This window comes from Mycolicibacterium palauense, from assembly GCF_002592005.1.
Taxonomy (GTDB): domain Bacteria; phylum Actinomycetota; class Actinomycetes; order Mycobacteriales; family Mycobacteriaceae; genus Mycobacterium; species Mycobacterium palauense.
Genome location: NZ_NVQF01000028.1, coordinates 45,383 through 67,110, shown reverse-complemented (window position 1 = coordinate 67,110; position 21,728 = coordinate 45,383). Strand labels below are relative to the sequence as shown.

At 69.1% G+C, this 21,728-nt stretch carries 13 protein-coding genes; 12 read left to right on the top strand and 1 reads right to left on the bottom strand.

The window, feature by feature from the left end; all coding sequences use genetic code 11:
- Positions 1–160 precede the first annotated feature (160 nt).
- The 9 genes from CSR00_RS13565 to CSR00_RS13525 all read left to right on the top strand — a co-directional run bounded on the left by CSR00_RS13565 (position 161) and on the right by CSR00_RS13525 (position 17,903).
- On the top strand, positions 161–1,042 hold the full coding sequence (locus CSR00_RS13565) for a type IV toxin-antitoxin system AbiEi family antitoxin (RefSeq protein ID WP_099022935.1): 882 nt from the start codon (positions 161–163) through the stop codon (positions 1,040–1,042).
- Positions 1,043–1,365: 323 nt separating this feature from the next.
- Positions 1,366–1,959 carry a 50S ribosomal protein L10 gene (gene rplJ / locus CSR00_RS13560; RefSeq protein WP_099022926.1) on the top strand — a complete coding sequence of 198 codons (594 nt, stop codon included), beginning with the start codon at positions 1,366–1,368 and terminating at the stop codon, positions 1,957–1,959.
- Positions 1,960–2,012: 53 nt separating this feature from the next.
- Complete coding sequence (rplL, locus tag CSR00_RS13555; RefSeq protein ID WP_099022925.1) at positions 2,013–2,408, top strand: 50S ribosomal protein L7/L12; 396 nt, start codon at positions 2,013–2,015, stop codon at positions 2,406–2,408.
- A 260-nt stretch (positions 2,409–2,668) separates the two neighbouring features.
- Positions 2,669–3,718 (top strand): ABC transporter ATP-binding protein, encoded by a 1,050-nt coding sequence (locus CSR00_RS13550; protein ID WP_099022924.1) that lies wholly within the window; start codon positions 2,669–2,671, stop codon positions 3,716–3,718.
- 481 nt (positions 3,719–4,199) lie between these two features.
- A complete protein-coding gene (locus CSR00_RS13545; RefSeq protein WP_099022923.1) occupies positions 4,200–6,452 on the top strand; it encodes a hypothetical protein in 2,253 nt (750 codons plus the stop codon).
- 43 nt (positions 6,453–6,495) lie between these two features.
- The gene (locus CSR00_RS13540; protein ID WP_099022922.1) at positions 6,496–8,628 is read left to right on the top strand and encodes a hypothetical protein; all 2,133 of its coding nucleotides are present in this window, start codon (positions 6,496–6,498) and stop codon (positions 8,626–8,628) included.
- A 334-nt stretch (positions 8,629–8,962) separates the two neighbouring features.
- A complete protein-coding gene (gene rpoB / locus CSR00_RS13535) occupies positions 8,963–12,472 on the top strand; it encodes a DNA-directed RNA polymerase subunit beta (RefSeq protein WP_099022921.1) in 3,510 nt (1,169 codons plus the stop codon).
- Between the two features lie 70 nt (positions 12,473–12,542).
- On the top strand, positions 12,543–16,493 hold the full coding sequence (locus CSR00_RS13530; RefSeq protein WP_099022920.1) for a DNA-directed RNA polymerase subunit beta': 3,951 nt from the start codon (positions 12,543–12,545) through the stop codon (positions 16,491–16,493).
- Positions 16,494–16,754: 261 nt separating this feature from the next.
- Positions 16,755–17,903, top strand: coding sequence for a phosphatase PAP2 family protein (locus tag CSR00_RS13525; protein WP_176562049.1), 1,149 nt, complete (start codon positions 16,755–16,757; stop codon positions 17,901–17,903).
- A 34-nt stretch (positions 17,904–17,937) separates the two neighbouring features.
- Here CSR00_RS13525 and CSR00_RS13520 read toward each other — a convergent pair whose 3' ends face one another.
- Positions 17,938–18,273: a cupin domain-containing protein gene (locus tag CSR00_RS13520; protein WP_099022918.1), complete on the bottom strand. Its 336-nt coding sequence runs from the start codon at positions 18,271–18,273 to the stop codon at positions 17,938–17,940.
- 79 nt (positions 18,274–18,352) lie between these two features.
- Here CSR00_RS13520 and CSR00_RS13515 point away from each other — a divergent pair, with 79 nt between their 5' ends.
- The 3 genes from CSR00_RS13515 to CSR00_RS13505 are packed head-to-tail and all read left to right on the top strand — an operon-like array spanning position 18,353 to position 21,715.
- On the top strand, positions 18,353–19,981 hold the full coding sequence (locus tag CSR00_RS13515) for an acyl-CoA dehydrogenase family protein (RefSeq protein WP_099022917.1): 1,629 nt from the start codon (positions 18,353–18,355) through the stop codon (positions 19,979–19,981).
- Complete coding sequence (locus CSR00_RS13510) at positions 19,978–20,922, top strand: crotonase/enoyl-CoA hydratase family protein (RefSeq protein ID WP_099022916.1); 945 nt, start codon at positions 19,978–19,980, stop codon at positions 20,920–20,922. Before CSR00_RS13515 ends, CSR00_RS13510 begins: the two co-directional genes overlap by 4 nt.
- Before the next feature lie 22 nt (positions 20,923–20,944).
- A complete protein-coding gene (locus tag CSR00_RS13505; RefSeq protein ID WP_099022934.1) occupies positions 20,945–21,715 on the top strand; it encodes a PaaX family transcriptional regulator C-terminal domain-containing protein in 771 nt (256 codons plus the stop codon).
- Positions 21,716–21,728 lie beyond the last annotated feature (13 nt).

The following is a 21,728-nucleotide window of genomic DNA, read 5'->3' as shown; positions in this document are numbered from 1 at the left end:
AGATGTGTATAGGAGCCAGCCCTTACCCCCGCGAGCCCTTCCCCCCGCGAGCGCTCACTCAGGTACAGATTCTGGGGCGGTTTCTGTACCTGAGTGAGCGCTCGCGGACGGTGCACAGGGGTGAATGGCCCTCCGGCGCGGCGACCTCGATCATGCCGCCATGCCCCCCGAGCTGCGTGCGGTCTTCGCCGGTCAGGGTGGGGTCGCGACGGCGGCGCAGATCCTGCGGCACCTCACCCGCCGCGGGATGCAGCGCCGGGTGCGCACCGGCGCCCTGGTCCGGGTCTGGCCCGACACCTACAGCGTGGGCGCCCCTGACCGCCGCACCGCGCTGTGCGGCCTCGACCTGCGGTGCGGGGAACCCGTCGCGGTCTGCCTGCACACCGCGGCCGCGGCCTTCGGGTTCGACACCGAAGACGTCACCGACCTGCACGTGCTCAATCCCGAGGGGCATCTGCTGCGCAGCGGCCCCGGCCTGGTGGTGCACCGGCGCGACGGTGCGCCGCTGACGAGGCTGGCCGGCCGGCTGGTGACCGCGCCGGCGTGGACGGCGGTGGAGGTGGCCAGGGAGCTGCGCCGTCCGCGGGCGCTGGCGACCCTCGATGCGGCCCTGCGCGGCCGGACCTGTACGGCGGGTGACCTGATGGCCGCCGCTTCGGCGCAGGCCGGCCGTCGGGGGATCGTCGTCGTGCGCGATCTCATTCCGCTGGCCCGCCCCGAGAGCGAGTCGCCGATGGAAAGCGAAACCCGGCTGGTCATGGCCGACGGTGGGGTACCGGAGCCGCGGCTGCAGTACGAGGTCGTCGACCGCGACGGCGCCCTGTGGCGGCTGGATTTCGCCTGGCCGCAGCACCGGTTCGCGGTCGAGTACGACGGCTACGACTGGCACAGTTCGCCGGACTCGCTGCGGCGGGACCGGCAGAAACGTGCCGCCCTGGACGAGCTGGGCTGGACGGTGCTGTCGATCGTCGCCGACGACGTACGCCGCCGGCCGCAGGTGCTGCTGCGTCGCATCACCGCCCGTCTCGGGGGACCCCCGTGAGCGCTCACTCAGGTACATTTCGCGGCGATTCTGCGTACCTCAGTGCGCGCTCGCGCAGCAGGCAGGGTCGCGTTTTGGCTGATCGAGGGTGCAGCGGCTATTCTGGTCCACGATCCACCGAAGACCGTCGGTCACCGTTATCGGTTGAAGGCCCGGGAGACATCCCGGCGGCCCACGCAGGAGGACGAGGCAAGACGCCGCCGAGCCCGCTCGGCGCTGCACTTCGCGCCCCGACCGCATCCTGCGTCGGGGCGCTCGTCGTTTCCGGGCCCTCCCGTTGGTTGTCGCGTGGAGCATTCCAGCAGACAACGAAGGAGGCATGCATGGCCAAGGATGACAAGGCCGCCGCGGTTGCCGACATCGTCGAGCGGTTCAACTCGTCGACGGCCACCCTTGTCACCGAGTACCGCGGGCTCTCGGTGACCAACCTGGCCGAGTTGCGCCGCTCGCTCGGTGACTCCGCGAGCTACCGCGTCGCCAAGAACACGCTGGTCAAGCGTGCCGCGGCGGATGCGGGTATCGAGGGTCTCGACGAGCTGTTCGTCGGACCGACTGCGATCGCGTTCGTCAAGGGCGAACCGGTCGAGGCCGCCAAGGCCCTGAAGAAGTTCGCCAAGGACAACAAGGCCCTGGTCATCAAGGGCGGCTATATGGACGGCCTCCCGCTGAGCGTCGCCCAGGTCGAGGCGATCGCCGACCTGGAGTCGCGCGAGGTGCTGCTGGCCAAGCTCGCCGGCGCGATGAAGGCCAACCTGTCCAAGGCCGCCGGGCTGTTCAACGCCCCGGCGTCGCAGGTCGCCCGCCTGGCGGCGGCCCTGCAGGACAAGCGCGCCGAGACCGAAGGTGCCCCGGCACCGGCCGCCGCTGCCGAAGAGGCCCCCGAGGCTTCTGAGGCTGCCGCAGAGACAACCGAATAACCCGACCCCACCGCGTCAGTCAGTACGCAGAAAATCAGGAAGGACCCATCACCATGGCAAAGCTCAGCACCGACGAACTGCTCGACGCCTTCAAGGAGCTCACCCTGCTGGAGCTCTCGGAGTTCGTGAAGAAGTTCGAAGAGGTCTTCGAGGTCACCGCGGCCGCTCCGGTCGCCGTCGCCGCCGCCCCGGGTGCCGCCGCCGGCGGTGCCCCGGCTGAGGCCGCCGAGGAGCAGACCGAGTTCGACGTCATCCTCGAGGGTGCCGGCGACAAGAAGATCGGCGTCATCAAGGTCGTCCGCGAGATCGTCTCCGGCCTGGGCCTCAAGGAGGCCAAGGACCTCGTCGACGGCGCTCCCAAGCCGCTGCTGGAGAAGGTCAACAAGGAGGCGGCCGACGAGGCCAAGGCCAAGCTGGAGGCCGCCGGCGCGTCGGTCACCGTCAAGTAGTCCGTCGAGTAGTCGAGGCCCTCGACGCACCACCACGAACCGCCCGGGATCGCACGATCCCGGGCGGTTCTGTGTTTGGGTTACGGTGAAACCGCCCGCGACGACACGATGCGGGCAACGACGCGCCGCCCGGACGGGCGGAGGCAGGACCGTGGGTCACGGCACTATTGGCGTGGCGCAAAGCGTCGTGCGCTACAGTGACTCAAGCCACAGGCGGGATGCCTGTTGGCCGGCTCGGCAAATCGGCGGAAGGATCTCGCGTGGGCATTGGCATCCAGGTGGAGGGGCTGACCAAGTCCTTCGGATCCCAGCGAATCTGGGAAGACGTCACGATGGACATCCCCGCCGGTGAGGTCAGTGTGCTGCTGGGTCCGTCAGGTACCGGCAAGTCGGTGTTCCTGAAGTCGCTGATCGGCCTGCTGCGGCCCGAGCGCGGCAAGATCGTCGTCGACGGCACCAACGTCATCGAGTGTTCGGCCAAGGAGCTCTACGAGATCCGCACACTGTTCGGCGTCATGTTCCAGGACGGCGCGCTGTTCGGGTCGATGAACCTCTACGACAACACCGCCTTCCCGTTGCGTGAGCACACGAAGAAGAAGGAAAGCGAGATCCGCAAGATCGTCATGGAGAAGCTCGACCTGGTCGGGCTCGGTGGCGACGAGACCAAGTTCCCCGGCGAGATCTCCGGCGGTATGCGCAAGCGCGCGGGCCTGGCCCGCTCCCTGGTGCTCGATCCCCAGATCATCCTCTGCGACGAGCCCGACTCCGGTCTGGATCCGGTGCGTACGGCCTATCTGAGCCAGCTGTTGATCGACATCAACGCCCAGATCGACGCCACCATCCTGATCGTCACTCACAACATCAACATCGCCCGCACCGTGCCGGACAACATGGGCATGCTCTTCCGCAAGCACCTGGTCATGTTCGGGCCCCGCGAGGTGCTGCTCACCAGTGACGAGCCGGTGGTCAAGCAGTTCCTCAACGGTCGCCGCCTGGGCCCGATCGGTATGTCCGAGGAGAAGGACGAAGGCACGATGGCCGAGGAACAGGCCATGGCCGACGCCGGCCACCACGACGGCGGTGTGGAGGAGATCGAGGGCGTTCCCCCGCAGATCCAGGCGACACCGGGGATGCCGGAGCGGCAGGCCGTAGCACGTCGTCAGGCCCGGGTGCGCGAGATCCTGAACACCCTGCCGCCGGCCGCCCAGGAGGCCATCCGCGACGAACTCGACGGCACTCACAAGTACAAGTCGCACGAGTTCGCCGACGAGACGCCGACCGCGTCCATCCCGGCTCAGCAGGAGGGCTAGTCCAACAGGACCATCTCTAAGGTCCACTTCCAGCGCCGACTCAGGCTCTGACCCCAGCGAATCCACTGTCGCCGGCCGGGTGTTTCCCGGCCGGCGACATCTGTGTGAGGGGCGCTCGACCGACCGCTCGGCGGACCGCACCGCACGGGGTGTCCGCGGTACCCACCATGGGCGCAACATTTCCCAAACGGTACGGACGTATCAGTTGCGCAGAATCGGCGATCTGTTGCTGAAAGCTGATTCCTAAGGACAGTGCAGGTCGAGGCACGTCCGCGCGACGCGCCGGCGTGCCCGGAGGCGGCGCGAAGGTTGTCGCACCACTAGCCCTTCGGTCGAGAACCGGTTTGCGATACGCCACAGTTTGACGGAACCGGCAATAGTCGGCTCTTAGCGTTATATTGTTTGCTAGTTTTGCGCACTCGTGTTGGTTTCGGATATCGGGCGAGATTGCCATGTTTGCGTCGTCGGGGACGGGAGAAGGATGGTCGACCGATACTTCGTCTGGTTGGGGGCGGGTCTGGTGGCGGGCGGGGTCTCGGCGGCGATGCTCGCCGGGGCCGGTGTGGCCGCCGCGGACAGTGATGGCGGGGGTGCCGACTCGTCGTCGAAGGGACCCGCGGCGGGTGCGCGGTCCTCGGCCGGGGGCGGGTCCTCCGACGCCGACTCCGGCCCGGGCGCGCGCCGGCACCGGGTGGGCTCCGCGTCGACGGTCTCGGGCCGCTCCGTCGGCCGGGATTCGACGGCCACCGCAGGCCGGGGCGGCAAGCACCGCGCCGATGATGCCGACGCGTCCGGCGACAGCCGGAAGGGTTCGCGGGCCGGACGTCACTCCCGCGATGACGACGAGGCCGGCTCCGGCACCGGGCGGCACGCGCGGGGCGGCGACGATACCGACGACACCGACGAGACCACCGGCCGGCACGCGCGCGGCGACACCGACCGCACGCCCGGTCGTCATGCCCGCGACGTGGAGGCCTCCGGTGACGACGACGCCACGAAGGCGGGCGACACCCCCTCCGCCGGGCGCGACGATACGGAGAAGTCCGAGACGACCGGGGGCGGAAGCGTCGACTCGCCCGCCGACGCCGAAGACGCCGGAGAGGTCGGAGAGGTCGGAGAGGTCGGAGACGCCGGGGAGACCACCGACTCCACCGACTCCACCGACACCGAGGTAGCCCATGCCCCGGGCGGCCAGCACTCCGAGGCCGCGCCGGGGGCCGGCGATGCCCAGAAGCCCAGGCACGCCGCTGACGCGCAGGAGACTCAGGACACCCCCGACGCCGAAGGCACTGGGGACGCCGAAGACACCGCGACCACCGGGGGCGCCGCGACCACCGGTGATGCCGAGGAAGACACCCAGGAAGACGCCGGGGAAGCGGTGGTCACCGCGGCCGCCGTCGTCTCCGAAGTCCCGGACGCGGTCTCCGAGGTCGGCTCCGAGGTCGTCTCCGAGGCTGATGCCGCGCCGGCCGGTGAACAGGACGGTGAGCAGGAGGATGGGCAGGCCACCGTGGCCAACGCCGTGGCGTCGGAGAAGGCGAAGGCGGCGCCGCCGAAGTTCTCCAACCTCGACGAGTTCGGCACCTATCTCTACAACCTCTACGTCAGCGCGGTGCAGTCCATCGCCGGGCCGGCGCGCGTGCCCGCCGGCAGCAAGGTCAGCGTGGTCAGCTCCGAGCTGACCCTCGACATCGGTGGCGGTCTGGTCGTCCCCGCCGACTGGTACTTCCCGACGAGCTCACAGGAGCCCACCGGTCTGATCTACCTGCAGCACGGGTTCCTGGCCACGGCCACCTTCTACAGCGCCACCGCGGCTCACCTGGCCGAGAAGACCAACAGCATCGTCGTCGCGCCGACCCTGTCCTGGAACATCTTCGATTCCGACGGCGCCGCGATCATGCTGCACCCGATGCACCAGGCCGTTGCGGAACTGTTCACCGGCGACCGCTCGGCCCTCACCGAGAGTGCCCGCGAGGCCGGGTTCGCCGGTGCGCTGCCCGAACGCGTCGTCCTGGTGGGGCACTCCGCCGGCGGTGGGCTCGTGGTGGGCGCCGCCCGCTACATGACCGAGAACGGCTCGATCGACGACCTCGCCGGAGTGGTGATGCTCGACGGCGTCGGCTACCTCGATTACCTGGAAACCGACCTGGCCGCGTTGCCGAGCACCGTCCCGGTCTACAACCTGGCGGCCCGGCCCTACACGTGGAACGAGTACGGCGCCGCCAACGCCACCCTCGACGAGGTGCGACCGGACAGCTTCGACGGGGTGTGGATGGTGGGGGGTCTGCACTCGGACACGATGCAGAGCGCCAGCGAGGACATCCAGTTGGCGGCCTACCTGCTGACCGGTTTCTCCAAGCCGCAGAACGTCGACACCGCCTTGAACGTGACCACGGGCTGGGTCAACGATCTGTTCTCCGGCACCCGCAGCCAGGGTGTGTACGGGAAGCCAGGCGCGTCGTTCGCGCTGGTCAACGGCTCGACGGTGGCCTTCGGTTCGCTGGTGTCCTCGCTGGTCAACCCGGACTCGGAGCAACTCGACGGGCTGCCCCTCGGGGAGTTCTGTTCTGCCAGCGCGATCCAGAGCGCCGGGACCAGCCGGCGAAACTGTCCGCCACCCGTGGCGGGAGCCGCGGCCATCGAGACCGGTTGGGTGCCCGGTAGGGCGGGGTCGCTGGCCCGCACCACCTGGTCGACGGCCAATTCGATTTCGTCGATGCGGCTCTCGGCCTGAGGCGACGCGATAGCGTGAGCGCGTTCTCAAGGAGGGCTCTCTCATGGGTGACTGGTCCCGGAGGTGGTTGGGCGCCGGTGTGGTCGCCGCGGGTATCGCAGCGGCGCTGACCGCGGGCGCTGCGACGGCGGGCGCCGCGACGGGAGCGGATTCGTCCGGCGGTTCGGCGGGCGCGTCGTCGGGGCAGGCGACCAGCAGTTCGGGATCCCGGGCCGCTGCGACGTCCGGGTCGACGTCGCGTCCGAGTCAGCGACGCGGGGGTGACCGCGAGGACGGCCGCGGCGCCGACGCCGGCTCGGCCGCTGACTCTGCGGATACCGAGGCCACCGGTGTCAGGGACACCGATACCCGGGACGCAGATACCAGGGACGGCGACGCCGACAGTGCGGACACCGATACCGGGGACGCCGATACCGGGGACACCGACGCCGGGGATACCGACGCGAGGAACGACACCGACAGCGCGGACGTCGACGCAGACGCCCCGGGCGACACCACCGGCACTGGCAGCGACACTGAGCCCAGCCCAGAGACCGGCCCAGAGAGCGACACCGCCGACTCGACCGGCGCCGACGAGACGGCGACCGACGAGGCCGTGACCGATGAGGCCGTGACCGATGAGGCCGTGACCGATGAGACCGCCGAGCCCGAGATTGCAGAGCCCGAGACCGCCGAGCCCGCACCGGCCACGGCACCCATCACAACCACGACGACGACCACCACGACGACCGAGCCAACCGCGGCCGCACGTCGCGACGAGCCGGCCGCCACCGCACCGCCGGCGGCCGAGGAATCCGCCGTCGCGGGGGACCACGCGGCCGCGGACGCCGAGGCTGCAGACGACACCGGGGCACCGCCGGAAGCCGGCACGACTACCGACACCGCCACGGCCACGGATACAGACACAGCCACGGCCACCGACACAGCGACCGCCGCTCCCGCCACACCGGCCGACCCGGGCGCGACGACCCGCGACGCCGAGACGTCCACCACGAACGCGGCCACGCTGGCGATGGCCGCCGCCCCCACCGCCGCCGAAGCGGCCAGCGCGTTGCCGCGCCGGCCGATCCTGAGTCTGATCGGGGCGGTGTTCTTCGGTGTCTACAACATGGCGTTGCGCGTCCTGGAGGGCCCGCCGGTGCTCCCCGCGGGCAGCACCGTGACCGTCAGCACCTCGAAACTGAGCCTGGACTGCGGGAACGGCCTGGAGGTTCCGGCGAACTGGTACGTCCCCGAGGACCCCGACCCGGACCGGCTGATCTACCTGCAGCACGGCTTCTTCGCCAGCGCCCCGCTGTACAGCTACACCGCGGCCGTGCTGGCCGAGCGGACCCACAGCATCGTCGTGGCCACATCGCTCACCTCGAACTTCCTGGCCTGTGACGGCTGCTGGCTGGGCGGGGACTCCATGCACCGCGCCGTCGCGGAGCTGTTCACCGGCGACCGCGCGGCCCTGACCGAGAGCGCCCGCGCCGCCATCGGCCACGACGTCACCCTGCCCACCGCGTTCGTGCTGGTGGGACACTCCGCCGGCGGCGGGCTGGCGCTCGGTGCGGCCAGCCACATGGACGAGGCGACCCGCGCGGATCTGGCCGGCATCCTGCTCCTCGACGGGGTGGCCTTCGGCGGTGTCAGCCCCGACGTCGTCGCCGAGCTGCCGGCGGATCTGCCGATCCTGCAGATCGCCTCCCGGCCCTACATGTGGAACATGTTCGGCATCACCACCGAGGCGCTGGTCCAGGCCCGACCCGACACCTTCAACGGCGTCGAACTCGTCGGCGGCAGCCACATCGACACCATGCAGGGCGCCAACCGGTTCTTCCAGTTCTCGGCCTATCTGGTCGCCGGCTTCTCCAAGCCGCAGAACGTGGCGGCCGCGCAGCTGCTGGCCCCGGCGTGGGTCGACGAGATGTTCGACGGCGGCACCGACTACGGACAGATCGGCCAGGAGGTGCTGATCGACACCGAGGCGGGGACCGCGACCGCGCTGGGGCTGCCCGCGGGGGAGTCCTCGCTGCCGCCCTTCAAGAAGCTGCTGCGGACGGTCGTCGTCGCCGGGGCGCGGGCCCTGTTCTCCTTCCTGGCGCCGGCGCCGGTCCAGACGGTGGCCCACTCGGCGGCCGGCAGCGCCGGCACCACCCCCGAACTGGAATATCCGGCATCCAACGCGGCGTGAAGTCTTGACGGAAGGCGGTTGAGAGGTCAGTCTGTTTCGCAGCATGTTTGTACGGAGAGAACGGGACGCCAGCCAGCGCCTTATGTGCTCTCACATGCGTGGTTGAGGAATGCGCCGTCCTGCGCTATCGTTGGACGTTGCGCTGGCTGCCTCCTGCCCACCTCACAGCACCCGACCCGCACCTGTCACTGCGGTTTCAGTCCCGAGCCCTGCTCGGCGCTCGAACTGCATGCCGTGTGTCCGTGATGCGGACAGGTTCCGGTATCCAGCCGAACCAACGCAGACAACGCGGCGTAGAGGGTCCGACCCCGGTCAGTCCCGATAGTCGCATGAGGTGCTGGAAGGACGCATCTTGGCAGTCTCCCGCCAGACTAAGACCGCTACCCACAACTCCGTACCTGGAGCACCAAACCGTATCTCCTTCGCCAAGCTCCGCGAACCGCTCGAGGTTCCGGGGCTACTCGACGTGCAGACCGAGTCGTTCGAGTGGCTGATCGGGTCCGATCGCTGGCGTGAGAAGGCCGCCGAGCGCGGCGAGGGCACCCCCACCGGTGGCCTGGAGGAGGTCCTGGCGGAGCTGTCGCCGATCGAGGACTTCTCCGGCTCGATGTCGCTGAGCTTCTCCGACCCGCGCTTCGACGAGGTCAAGGCGCCGGTCGACGAGTGCAAAGACAAGGACATGACGTACGCGGCCCCGCTGTTCGTCACGGCCGAGTTCATCAACAACAACACCGGTGAGATCAAGAGCCAGACGGTCTTCATGGGTGACTTCCCGATGATGACCGAGAAGGGCACCTTCATCATCAACGGCACCGAGCGTGTCGTGGTGAGCCAGCTGGTCCGCTCGCCGGGCGTCTACTTCGACCACAGCGTCGACAAGAGCACCGAGAAGGACCTGCACAGCGTCAAGGTCATTCCGGGCCGTGGCGCCTGGCTGGAGTTCGACGTCGACAAGCGCGACACCGTCGGTGTGCGTATCGACCGCAAGCGCCGCCAGCCGGTCACCGTGCTGCTCAAGGCGCTGGGCTGGACCGCCGAGCAGATCCGGGAGCGCTTCGGCTTCTCCGAGATCATGATGGGCACGCTGGAGAAGGACAGCACCGCCGGCACCGACGAGGCGCTGCTGGACATCTACCGCAAGCTGCGCCCGGGCGAACCGCCGACCAAGGAGTCCGCGCAGACCCTGCTGGAGAACCTGTTCTTCAAGGAGAAGCGCTACGACCTGGCCCGGGTGGGCCGCTACAAGGTCAACAAGAAGCTGGGCCTGACCGTTGACCCGAGCGCGGCCTCGGCGACGACGCTGACCGAAGAGGACATCGTCGCCACCATCGAGTACCTGGTCCGCCTGCACGAGGGCCAGACCACGATGACGGTGCCCGGCGGCGTCGAGGTGCCCGTCGAGGTCGACGACATCGACCACTTCGGCAACCGTCGCCTGCGCACCGTCGGCGAGCTGATCCAGAACCAGATCCGGGTCGGCCTGTCGCGCATGGAGCGCGTGGTCCGCGAGCGCATGACCACCCAGGACGTCGAGGCGATCACCCCGCAGACCCTGATCAACATCCGCCCCGTGGTGGCCGCGATCAAGGAGTTCTTCGGGACCAGCCAGCTCTCGCAGTTCATGGACCAGAACAACCCGCTGTCGGGCCTGACCCACAAGCGCCGCCTCTCGGCGCTGGGCCCCGGCGGTCTGTCCCGTGAGCGCGCCGGCCTGGAGGTCCGCGACGTGCACCCCAGCCATTACGGCCGGATGTGCCCGATCGAGACCCCGGAGGGTCCGAACATCGGCCTGATCGGGTCGCTGTCGGTGTACGCGCGGGTCAACCCGTTCGGCTTCATCGAGACGCCCTACCGCAAGGTCGTCGACGGTGTCGTCACCGACGAGATCCACTACCTGACCGCCGACGAGGAGGACCGCCACGTCGTGGCGCAGGCCAACTCGCCGCTGGACCTGGACACGCAGCGCTTCACCGAGGACCGTGTGCTGGTCCGCCGTAAGGGTGGCGAGGTCGAGTACGTCAGCTCCGCCGAGGTGGACTACATGGACGTCTCGCCGCGCCAGATGGTGTCGGTCGCGACGGCGATGATCCCGTTCCTGGAGCACGACGACGCCAACCGCGCCCTGATGGGTGCCAACATGCAGCGCCAGGCGGTTCCGCTGGTGCGCAGCGAGGCACCGCTGGTGGGCACCGGGATGGAACTGCGTGCGGCGATCGACGCCGGCGACGTGGTGGTGGCCGACAAGGCCGGCGTGATCGAAGAGGTCTCCGCCGACTACGTCACCGTGATGGCCGACGACGGCACCCGGCAGACCTACCGGATGCGCAAGTTCGCCCGGTCCAACCACGGCACCTGTGCCAACCAGCGTCCGATCGTCGACGCCGGCCAGCGTGTGGAGGCCGGTCAGGTCGTCGCCGACGGTCCCTGCACCGAGAACGGCGAGATGGCGCTGGGCAAGAACCTGCTCGTGGCGGTCATGCCGTGGGAGGGCCACAACTACGAGGACGCGATCATCCTCTCCAACCGGCTGGTCGAAGAGGACGTGCTCACCTCGATCCACATCGAGGAGCACGAGATCGACGCCCGCGACACCAAGCTGGGCGCCGAGGAGATCACCCGGGACATCCCGAACGTCTCCGACGAAGTCCTCGCCGACCTCGACGAGCGCGGCATCGTCCGCATCGGCGCCGAGGTCCGCGACGGCGACATCCTGGTCGGCAAGGTCACCCCGAAGGGCGAGACCGAGCTGACCCCCGAGGAGCGGCTGCTGCGCGCGATCTTCGGTGAGAAGGCCCGCGAGGTCCGCGACACCTCGCTGAAGGTGCCGCACGGCGAGTCCGGCAAGGTGATCGGCATCCGCGTGTTCTCCCGCGAGGACGACGACGAGCTGCCCGCCGGTGTCAACGAACTGGTCCGCGTCTACGTGGCCCAGAAGCGCAAGATCTCCGACGGTGACAAGCTGGCCGGACGCCACGGCAACAAGGGCGTCATCGGCAAGATCCTGCCCGTCGAGGACATGCCGTTCCTTCCGGACGGCACCCCGGTGGACATCATCCTGAACACCCACGGTGTGCCGCGACGGATGAACATCGGCCAGATCCTGGAGACCCACCTGGGCTGGATCGCCAAGAGCGGATGGAACATCGACGTCGCCGCCGGTGTGCCGGACTGGGCGGGCAACCTGGACGAGGAGCTGTACTCGGCTCCGGCCGACACCAACACCGCGACCCCGGTGTTCGACGGCGCCAAGGAGGCCGAGCTGCAGGGCCTGCTGTCCTCGACGCTGCCCAACCGCGACGGTGAGGTCATGGTCGACGGTGACGGCAAGGCGGTGCTGTTCGACGGCCGGTCCGGCGAACCGTTCCCGTACCCGGTGACGGTCGGCTACATGTACATCCTCAAGCTGCACCACCTGGTGGACGACAAGATTCACGCCCGTTCCACCGGCCCGTACTCGATGATCACCCAGCAGCCGCTGGGCGGTAAGGCGCAGTTCGGTGGCCAGCGGTTCGGTGAGATGGAGTGCTGGGCCATGCAGGCCTACGGCGCGGCGTACACGCTGCAGGAGCTCTTGACCATCAAGTCCGACGACACCGTCGGCCGGGTCAAGGTCTACGAGGCGATCGTCAAGGGTGAGAACATCCCCGAGCCCGGCATCCCCGAGTCGTTCAAGGTGCTGCTCAAGGAGCTGCAGTCGCTGTGCCTCAACGTCGAGGTTCTCTCCAGCGACGGCGCGGCGATCGAGATGCGTGACGGTGACGACGAGGACCTGGAGCGCGCCGCTGCCAACCTCGGCATCAACCTGTCCCGCAACGAATCCGCGTCCGTCGAGGACCTCGCCTAGTTATCCGTGATGAGCGCTTGCGCGAAGAACCACCAAGCGCTGCAACACCCGCAAGGGGAAAGGGAGTTACGTGCTAGACGTCAACTTCTTCGATGAACTCCGCATCGGCCTGGCCACCGCGGAGGACATCCGTAACTGGTCCTTCGGCGAGGTCAAGAAGCCGGAGACCATCAACTACCGCACGCTCAAGCCAGAGAAGGACGGCCTGTTCTGCGAGAAGATCTTCGGACCGACTCGCGACTGGGAGTGCTACTGCGGCAAGTACAAGCGCGTGCGGTTCAAGGGCATCATCTGTGAGCGCTGCGGCGTCGAGGTGACCCGCGCCAAGGTGCGCCGCGAGCGGATGGGCCACATCGAGCTGGCCGCGCCCGTCACGCACATCTGGTACTTCAAGGGTGTGCCGAGCCGGCTCGGCTACCTGCTGGACCTGGCGCCGAAGGATCTCGAGAAGATCATCTACTTCGCGGCCTACGTGATCACCGCGGTCGACGACGAGATGCGGCACAACGAGCTCTCCACGCTCGAGGCCGAGATGGTCGTCGAGAAGAAGGCCGTCGAGGACCAGCGCGACGCCGACCTGGAGGCCCGCGCGCAGAAGCTCGAGGCCGACATGAAGGAGCTCGAGGAGGAGGGCGCCAAGTCCGACGTCAAGCGCAAGGTGCGCGACGGCGGCGAGCGCGAGATGCGCCAGCTGCGTGACCGGGCCCAGCGCGAGCTGGACCGGCTCGACGAGATCTGGACCACTTTCACCAAGCTGGCCCCCAAGCAGCTGATCGTCGACGAGAACCTCTACCGCGAGCTGCAGGACCGCTACGGCGAGTACTTCGAGGGCGCCATGGGTGCCGAGTCGATCCAGAAGCTCATCGAGAACTTCGACATCGACGCCGAGGCCGAGTCGCTGCGCGACGTCATCAAGAACGGCAAGGGCCAGAAGAAGCTGCGCGCCCTCAAGCGGCTCAAGGTCGTCGCGGCGTTCCAGCAGTCGGGCAACTCGCCGATGGGCATGGTGCTCGACGCCGTGCCGGTCATCCCGCCGGAACTGCGGCCGATGGTCCAGCTCGACGGCGGCCGCTTCGCGACGTCGGACCTCAACGACCTGTACCGCCGCGTCATCAACCGCAACAACCGCCTCAAGAGGCTGATCGACCTCGGCGCGCCCGAGATCATCGTCAACAACGAGAAGCGGATGCTGCAGGAGTCGGTGGACGCGCTGTTCGACAACGGCCGCCGCGGGCGTCCGGTCACCGGGCCGGGCAACCGACCGCTGAAGTCGCTGAGCGATCTGCTCAAGGGCAAGCAGGGCCGGTTCCGTCAGAACCTGCTCGGCAAGCGTGTCGACTACTCGGGCCGTTCGGTCATCGTGGTCGGTCCGCAGCTCAAGCTGCACCAGTGCGGTCTGCCCAAGCTGATGGCGCTGGAGCTGTTCAAGCCGTTCGTGATGAAGCGGCTGGTCGACCTGAACCACGCGCAGAACATCAAGAGCGCCAAGCGCATGGTGGAGCGGCAGCGCCCGCAGGTGTGGGACGTGCTCGAAGAGGTCATCGGCGAGCACCCGGTGCTGCTCAACCGCGCACCCACGCTGCACCGCCTGGGCATCCAGGCCTTCGAGCCGCAGCTGGTCGAGGGCAAGGCCATCCAGCTGCACCCGCTGGTCTGCGAGGCGTTCAACGCCGACTTCGACGGCGACCAGATGGCCGTGCACCTGCCGCTGAGCGCGGAGGCGCAGGCCGAGGCCCGCATCCTGATGCTGTCCTCCAACAACATCCTGTCCCCGGCGTCGGGTCGCCCGCTGGCCATGCCCCGTCTGGACATGGTGACCGGTCTGTACTTCCTGACCACCGAGGTTCCCGGCGACAAGGGCGAGTACACCGCGGCGGACAAGGACGCCCCCGAGGGCGGCGTGTACAGCTCGCCGGCCGAGGCCATCATGGCGATGGACCGCGGCGCGCTGTCGGTGCGGGCCAAGATCAAGGTGCGGCTGACCGAACTGCGTCCGCCCGCCGACGTCGAGGCCGAGCTGTTCGGTGAGACCGGCTGGACATCCGGGGACGCCTGGACCGCGGACACCACGCTGGGCCGGGTGCTGTTCAACGAGCTGCTGCCCAAGGGCTATCCGTTCGTCAACCAGCAGATGCACAAGAAGGTCCAGGCGGCGATCATCAACGATCTCGCCGAGCGTTACCCGATGATCGTGGTCGCGCAGACCGTGGACAAGCTCAAGGACGCCGGCTTCTTCTGGGCCACCCGCTCCGGGGTCACCGTCTCGATGGCCGACGTGCTGGTGCCGCCGCAGAAGAAGGAGATCCTCGACGCCTACGAGCGTGAGGCCGACGGGATCGAGAAGAAGTACCAGCGCGGCGCGCTCAACCACGAGGAGCGCAACGAGGCCCTGGTCAAGATCTGGCAGGAGGCCACCGACGAGGTCGGTAAGGCGTTGGAGGAGTACTACCCCGACGACAACCCGATCACCCTGCTGCCGAAGTCCGGCGCGACCGGCAACATGACGCAGGTGCGCAACCTGGCCGGCATGAAGGGCCTGGTGACCAACCCGAAGGGTGAGTACATCCCGCGGCCGATCAAGTCCTCGTTCCGCGAGGGCCTGACGGTGTTGGAGTACTTCATCAACACCCACGGTGCCCGTAAGGGTCTGGCCGACACCGCGCTGCGAACCGCGGACTCGGGCTACCTGACCCGTCGTCTGGTCGACGTCTCCCAGGACGTCATCGTCCGCGAGGCCGACTGCGGCACCGAGCGTGGCATCACGGTGACCATCGCCGAGCGGCTCGAAGACGGCAGCCTGATCCGCGACCCGCACGTGGAGACCAGTGCGTTCGCCCGGACCCTGGCCGCCGACGCGCTCGATGCCGACGGCAACGTCGTCGTCGAGCGGGGACACGACCTGGGCGATCCGGCGATCGACGCCCTGCTGGCCGCCGGCATCACCGACGTCAAGGTGCGCTCGGTGCTGACCTGCACCACCGGCACCGGCGTGTGCGCCACCTGCTACGGCCGCTCGATGGCCACCGGCAAGCTGGTCGACATCGGCGAGGCCGTCGGCATCGTGGCCGCGCAGTCCATCGGCGAGCCCGGCACGCAGCTGACCATGCGCACCTTCCACCAGGGTGGTGTCGGTGGCGACATCACCGGTGGTCTGCCGCGTGTGCAGGAGCTGTTCGAGGCGCGCGTTCCGCGTAACCGCGCCCCGATCGCCGACGTCACCGGCCGCGTGCAGCTGGAGGAGAGCGACAAGTTCTACAAGATCACCATCGTTCCCGACGACGGGGGCGAGGAGGTCACGTACGACAAGTTGCCGCGCCGCCAGCGCCTGCGGGTGTTCAAGCACGAGGACGGCAGCGAGCGTCCGCTGGCCAACGGCGACCACGTCGAGGTCGGCCAGCAGCTGATGGAGGGTTCGGCCGACCCGCACGAGGTGCTCCGCGTGCAGGGACCGCGTCAGGTGCAGGTGCACCTGGTCAACGAGGTCCAGGAGGTCTACCGGGCCCAGGGCGTGTCGATCCACGACAAGCACATCGAGGTCATCGTGCGGCAGATGCTGCGGCGCGTGACCATCATCGATTCCGGTGCCACGGAGTTCCTGCCCGGCTCGCTGACCGAGCGGGCCGAGTTCGAGGCCGAGAACCGGCGGGTGGTGACCGAGGGCGGCGAGCCCGCCGCGGGCCGCCCGGTGCTGATGGGTATCACCAAGGCGTCGCTGGCCACCGATTCGTGGCTGTCGGCGGCGTCCTTCCAGGAGACCACGCGAGTGCTCACCGATGCGGCGATCAACTGCCGCAGCGACAAGCTCAACGGTCTGAAGGAGAACGTGATCATCGGCAAGCTGATCCCGGCCGGTACCGGCATCAGCCGTTACCGCAACATCCAGGTGCAGCCGACCGAGGAGGCCCGGGCCGCGGCGTACACGATCCCGTCCTACGAGGATCAGTACTACAGCCCCGACTTCGGTCAGGCCACCGGTGCCGCGGTGCCGCTGGACGATTACGGGTACTCCGACTACCGGTAATCGGTAGCGGCAGTCGGTAGCAGTCGACGAAAAGGCCCCCGGGACGTGGTCCCGGGGGCCTTTTCGTCGTGTTGCGCCCCAGGTCAGCCACATCCGATGGCGAACGCCGGGCAAACGGGTGGTGGTTCGTGGGTTAATAAGTGCTGACGGTGGGAATGAGCCGGTGACTGGTGCCGTCCAGGCCGGCCGATCCCGCAGCGTCGCCGCAGTACCCGGCAGTATCCACGCAGCATCCACGCAGCACTTTCGGAAAGGGCCCAGTTGTCTGCTATCGACGACCAAGCGGTCGCCCTGCCCCGCGCTGCGACCTGGGTACCCTCCCGCGAACGCCTGTGGGTCATCCTGCGCTGGATCGCGATCGTCGTCTGGGCGACGGTGGTCGTCTACCGCACCGCCACCGACGGTTTCGCCTTCAACCGCGAACTGCTGCTGCTCTACATCTGCACCGGCCTGGCGGCGGCCAGCATCGGCCAGGGCCGGCGGATGTTCTACATCATCCGCGACTGGTTGCCGTTCGCGCTGGTGCTCATCGCCTATGACCTCAGTCGAGGCGCGGCGACGCTGATCGGGCGGCCCACGATGTGGCACTGGCAGGTCGATGCCGACCGCTGGATGTTCTTCGGCACGGTGCCCACGGTGTGGCTGCAGGAACACCTCAAGCTGTCGCGCCCGCCGTGGTGGGAGGTGGCGATCAGCACCGTCTACATGTCCTTCTTCATCCTGCCCTACGTGATCGCCGCGGTGCTGTGGCTGCGCAACCGTGACGAGTGGAAGTCGTTCGTCAAGATGTTCGTCGGGCTGTCATTCGCCGCGCTGGTGATCTACGCCCTGCTGCCGGCGGCGCCGCCGTGGGCCGCCGCGCGCTGCACCGCCGCGCAGGTCGAGGGCGGGCCGTCCGGTCCGCGGTGCATGTTCTACCGCGGCGGCGGGGTGCCCGACGGCGGCCTGCTGGGGGCCATGCAGACCAGCCACGACGGTGCCAACGCCTGGATCGAACGGATCGTCGGGCGGGGCTGGGGCAAGCTGAACCTGCACTCGGCGACCGCGCTGCTGGACCAGGGCCAGGCCAGTGTCAACCTGGTGGCCGCGGTCCCGTCGCTGCATGCCGGCCTGTCGGCGGCGATCGCGGTGTTCCTGTGGAACCGGGTCAACACCAGGTGGCGCCCGGCGCTGGTGGCCTACCCGCTGGTGATGGCGTTCACGCTGGTCTACACGGCCGAGCACTACGTCGTCGACGTGCTGCTGGGCTGGCTGCTGGCCGCGGTCGTGGTCGTCGCCGTGCCCGCACTGTGGCGCCGGGTCAGACCCCAGTGGCCGCCGGGTCCGGGCAAGCCCCAGTGGCCCGGATTGACCGCGTTCATCCAGACGTCAGGCCGGCCGTTCCGGCGATTCTGGCGGCCTGAGGTCTGACTCGACGCGCGTGCTCTCGGGGACCAGCGGGGGATCAGCTCAGGTACACCTTGCGCAGTGTCTCGGTGACCGTCCAGGTGGTACGAGCGCCGGCGGCCAGCCGGACCACGTCACCGGGCCCCAGCCGCAGCCGCGGGGCGCCGTCGTCGAACTCCACGATTGCGGCCCCGCTGAGCACGACGAACACCTCATCGGCCTCCTCGTCGCGCATCACCCCCGGCGTCATCTCCCAGACGCCGACCTCCAGGCCCCCGAAGTCGCCCACCACCGACAGCCCGGTGGCCGGTGTTCCCTCGACGCGCTGATCGGCCGGGACGGGCTCGTGCGCCAGCGTCAGCTCGGTGGCGTGCACGACGGAGTTGGGCTGCATCGGCTCACCCTATCGGCCACGATCGACCCCGCTCTATTACGGCTCTTGAACGACTGTCGAGAAACTGTAATATGAGCTCATGTCCGACACGCATGTCGTCACCAACCAGGTTCCGCCGCTGGAACACCACAACACGGCCAGCTCGCCGGTCCTCACCGAGGCCCTCGTCCGCGAGGGCGGGCAGTGGGGTCTGGAGGAGGTCACCGAACTCGGCGCACTCAACGGCACCGCACAGGCGCAACGGTGGGGTGACCTCGCCGATCGCAACCGGCCGGTGTTGCACACCCACGACCGCTACGGCCACCGCGTCGACGAGGTCGAGTACGACCCCGCCTACCACGAGCTGATGACCGTGGCGGTCGGCCACGGCCTGCACGCGGCGCCCTGGGCCGACGATCGCCCGGGTTCGCACGTGGTCCGTGCGGCGAAGACCTCGGTGTGGACCGTCGAACCCGGCCACATCTGCCCGATCTCGATGACCTACGCGGTGGTGCCCGCGCTGCGGTACAACCCCGGACTGGCCGCGATCTACGAGCCGCTGCTGACCAGCCGCCATTACGACCCCGAACTCACGGTGCCCGCCACCAAGGCCGGCATCACCGCGGGCATGTCGATGACCGAGAAACAGGGCGGCTCCGACGTGCGGGCGGGCACCACCGAGGCGGTGCCCGCAGGGGACGGCACCTACCGGCTGACCGGCCACAAGTGGTTCACCTCGGCACCGATGTCCGATGTCTTCCTGGTGCTGGCCCAGGCGCCCGGGGGGCTGTCCTGCTTCTTCCTGCCCCGGGTGCTGCCGGACGGCACCCGAAACCGGATGTTCCTGCAGCGGCTCAAGGACAAGCTGGGTAATCACGCCAACGCCTCCTCGGAGGTGGAGTACGACGGCGCCACCGCCTGGCTGGTCGGCGAGGAGGGCCGCGGGGTGCCGACCATCATCGAGATGGTCAACCTGACCAGGCTGGACTGCACCCTCGGGTCGGCCACCAGCATGCGCAACGGCCTGACGAGGGCCATCCACCACGCCCAGCACCGCAAGGCGTTCGGCGAATACCTCATCGACCAGCCGCTGATGCGCAACGTGCTGGCCGACCTGGCCGTCGAGGCCGAGGCCGCCACCATGCTCGCCATGCAGATGGCCGGCCTGACCGACCGGGTCGTGCGCGGCGACGACCGCGCCGCGCTGCTGCGCCGCATCGGCCTGGCCGCCAGCAAGTACTGGGTGTGCAAGCAGGCCACCCCGCACGCCGCCGAGGCCATGGAATGCCTGGGCGGCAACGGCTACGTCGAGGATTCCGGCATGCCCCGGCTGTTCCGGGAGGCCCCATTGATGGGCATCTGGGAGGGGTCGGGCAACGTCAGCGCGCTGGACACGCTGCGCGCCATGGCGACCCGCCCGGAGTGCGTCGACGTGCTCTTCGACGAGCTCGGCCAGACGGCCGGGCAGGACACCCGCCTGGACGCCCACGTGGCCGCGCTGCGCACCGAGCTGGGCGATCTCGACAGCATCCAGTACCGCGCCCGCAAGGTCGCCGAGGACATCGCCCTGGCGCTGCAGGGTGCGCTGATGGTCCGGCACGGCCACCCCGCCGTCGCCGAGGCGTTCCTGGCCACCCGGCTCGACGGCCGCCGGGGCGGCGCGTACGGCACCATGCCCGCCGGGCTGGACCTGGCGCCCATCCTGGAGCGGGCACTGGTCAAGGGATGACCGACCAGTCCGTCGGCGGCGGAGTCGACGTCGAGAACCTCACGACCATGACCTACGAGGTCACCGACCGGGTCGCACGGATCACCTTCAATCGGCCCGAGGCGGGCAACGCGATCGTCGCCGACACTCCGCTGGAGCTGGCGGCGCTGGTCGAACGCGCCGACCTCGACCCCGGCGTGCACGTGATCCTGGTGTCGGGCCGCGGCGCCGGTTTCTGTGCGGGCTTCGACCTGGGGGCCTACGCCGACGGAAGCTCCTCGGCCGGCGGCGAGGGCCGCTACCGCGACACCGTGCTGGACGGCCGGACCCAGGCGCTCAACCACCGGGCGGACCGGCCGTGGGATCCGATGGTCGACTACCAGATGATGAGCCGATTCGTCCGTGGGTTCGCCAGCCTGATGCGCGCCGACAAGCCGACGGTGGTCAAGATCCACGGGTACTGCGTGGCCGGCGGCACCGACATCGCCCTGCACGCCGATCAGGTGATCGCCGCCGCCGACGCCAAGATCGGCTACCCGCCGATGCGGGTCTGGGGTGTGCCCGCGGCCGGGCTGTGGGCCCACCGACTGGGCGACCAGCGCGCCAAACGGCTGCTGTTCACCGGCGACACCATCACCGGCCGGCAGGCCGCCGAATGGGGGCTCGCGGTCGAGGCGCCCGAGCCCGGCGATCTCGACGAACGCACCGAACGGCTGGTCCAGCGCATCGCGGCCATGCCGGTCAACCAGCTCATCATGGCCAAACTGGCGTGCAACACCGCGCTGCTCAACCAGGGGGTGGCCACCAGCCAGATGGTCAGCACGGTGTTCGACGGCATCGCCCGCCACACCCCGGAGGGGCACGCCTTCGTCGCCGACGCCACCGAGCACGGCTTCCGGGAGGCCGTGCGACACCGCGACGAGCCCTACGGCGACCACGGCCGCCGGACCTCGGGAGTCTGAACCGGTGGCGCCCGCCGGCCGGATGACGGCGCGATCGGTGGTGCTCTCGGTGCTGCTCGGCGCGCACCCGGCCTGGGCCAGCGCCGCCGACCTGGTGCGGCTGACCGCCGATTTCGAGATCCGCGAACCCACCCTGCGGGTGGCGCTGACCAGGATGGTCAGCGCGGGGGATCTGGTCCGCTCGGCCGACGGCTACCGGCTCTCGGACCGGCTGCTGGCCCGTCAGCGCCGCCAGGACGACGCGCTGCACCCGCGGCTGCACCCCTGGGACGGTGGCTGGGTCACCGTGGTGATCACCAGCGTCGGTATCGATCCCCGTACCCGGGCCTCCCTGCGGAAGTCGCTGCAGGAAAGCAGGTTCGGTGAGTTGCGTGAGGGAGTGTGGCTGCGGCCGGACAACCTGGAGTTCGAACTTCCGCCGGCGGTGCGGGCGCGTTCGCGGGTGCTGTGCAGCGTCGACGACGACCCCGCCGGGCTGGCCGGTGCGCTGTGGGACCTGACCGGCTGGGCGCGCACCGCCGGCGAACTTCTCGAGGAGATGGCCGGCGCCGCCGACGTGCCGGAGCGCTTCGTGGCCGCCGCGGCCATCGTGCGCCATCTGCTCGCCGACCCGGTTCTGCCCGAGGCCCTCTTGCCGCCCGGGTGGCCGGGGGACGGTCTGCGCGTCGCCTACACCGAGTTCGCCGCGGAACTCGCGGGGCAGCGTGACCGGGCGAGTGATCGGGCGAGTGATCGGGCGGGGTGTGACGCGGACCGCGAACCGGCGAAACCTGGACCCGGGGCGGTGCGGTGATGGACAGTGGAAC

What these genes read in the sequence shown, in the direction of transcription:
- CSR00_RS13565 (WP_099022935.1), top strand. Translation starts at nt 161, where the DNA reads ATGCCCCCCGAGCTGCGTGCGGTCTTCGCCGGTCAGGGTGGGGTCGCG.
- rplJ (WP_099022926.1), top strand. Translation starts at nt 1,366, where the DNA reads ATGGCCAAGGATGACAAGGCCGCCGCGGTTGCCGACATCGTCGAGCGG.
- rplL (WP_099022925.1), top strand. Translation starts at nt 2,013, where the DNA reads ATGGCAAAGCTCAGCACCGACGAACTGCTCGACGCCTTCAAGGAGCTC.
- CSR00_RS13545 (WP_099022923.1), top strand. Translation starts at nt 4,200, where the DNA reads ATGGTCGACCGATACTTCGTCTGGTTGGGGGCGGGTCTGGTGGCGGGC.
- CSR00_RS13540 (WP_099022922.1), top strand. Translation starts at nt 6,496, where the DNA reads ATGGGTGACTGGTCCCGGAGGTGGTTGGGCGCCGGTGTGGTCGCCGCG.
- CSR00_RS13520 (WP_099022918.1), bottom strand. Translation starts at nt 18,273, where the DNA reads ATGCAGCCCAACTCCGTCGTGCACGCCACCGAGCTGACGCTGGCGCAC.
- CSR00_RS13515 (WP_099022917.1), top strand. Translation starts at nt 18,353, where the DNA reads ATGTCCGACACGCATGTCGTCACCAACCAGGTTCCGCCGCTGGAACAC.
- CSR00_RS13510 (WP_099022916.1), top strand. Translation starts at nt 19,978, where the DNA reads ATGACCGACCAGTCCGTCGGCGGCGGAGTCGACGTCGAGAACCTCACG.
- CSR00_RS13505 (WP_099022934.1), top strand. Translation starts at nt 20,945, where the DNA reads ATGACGGCGCGATCGGTGGTGCTCTCGGTGCTGCTCGGCGCGCACCCG.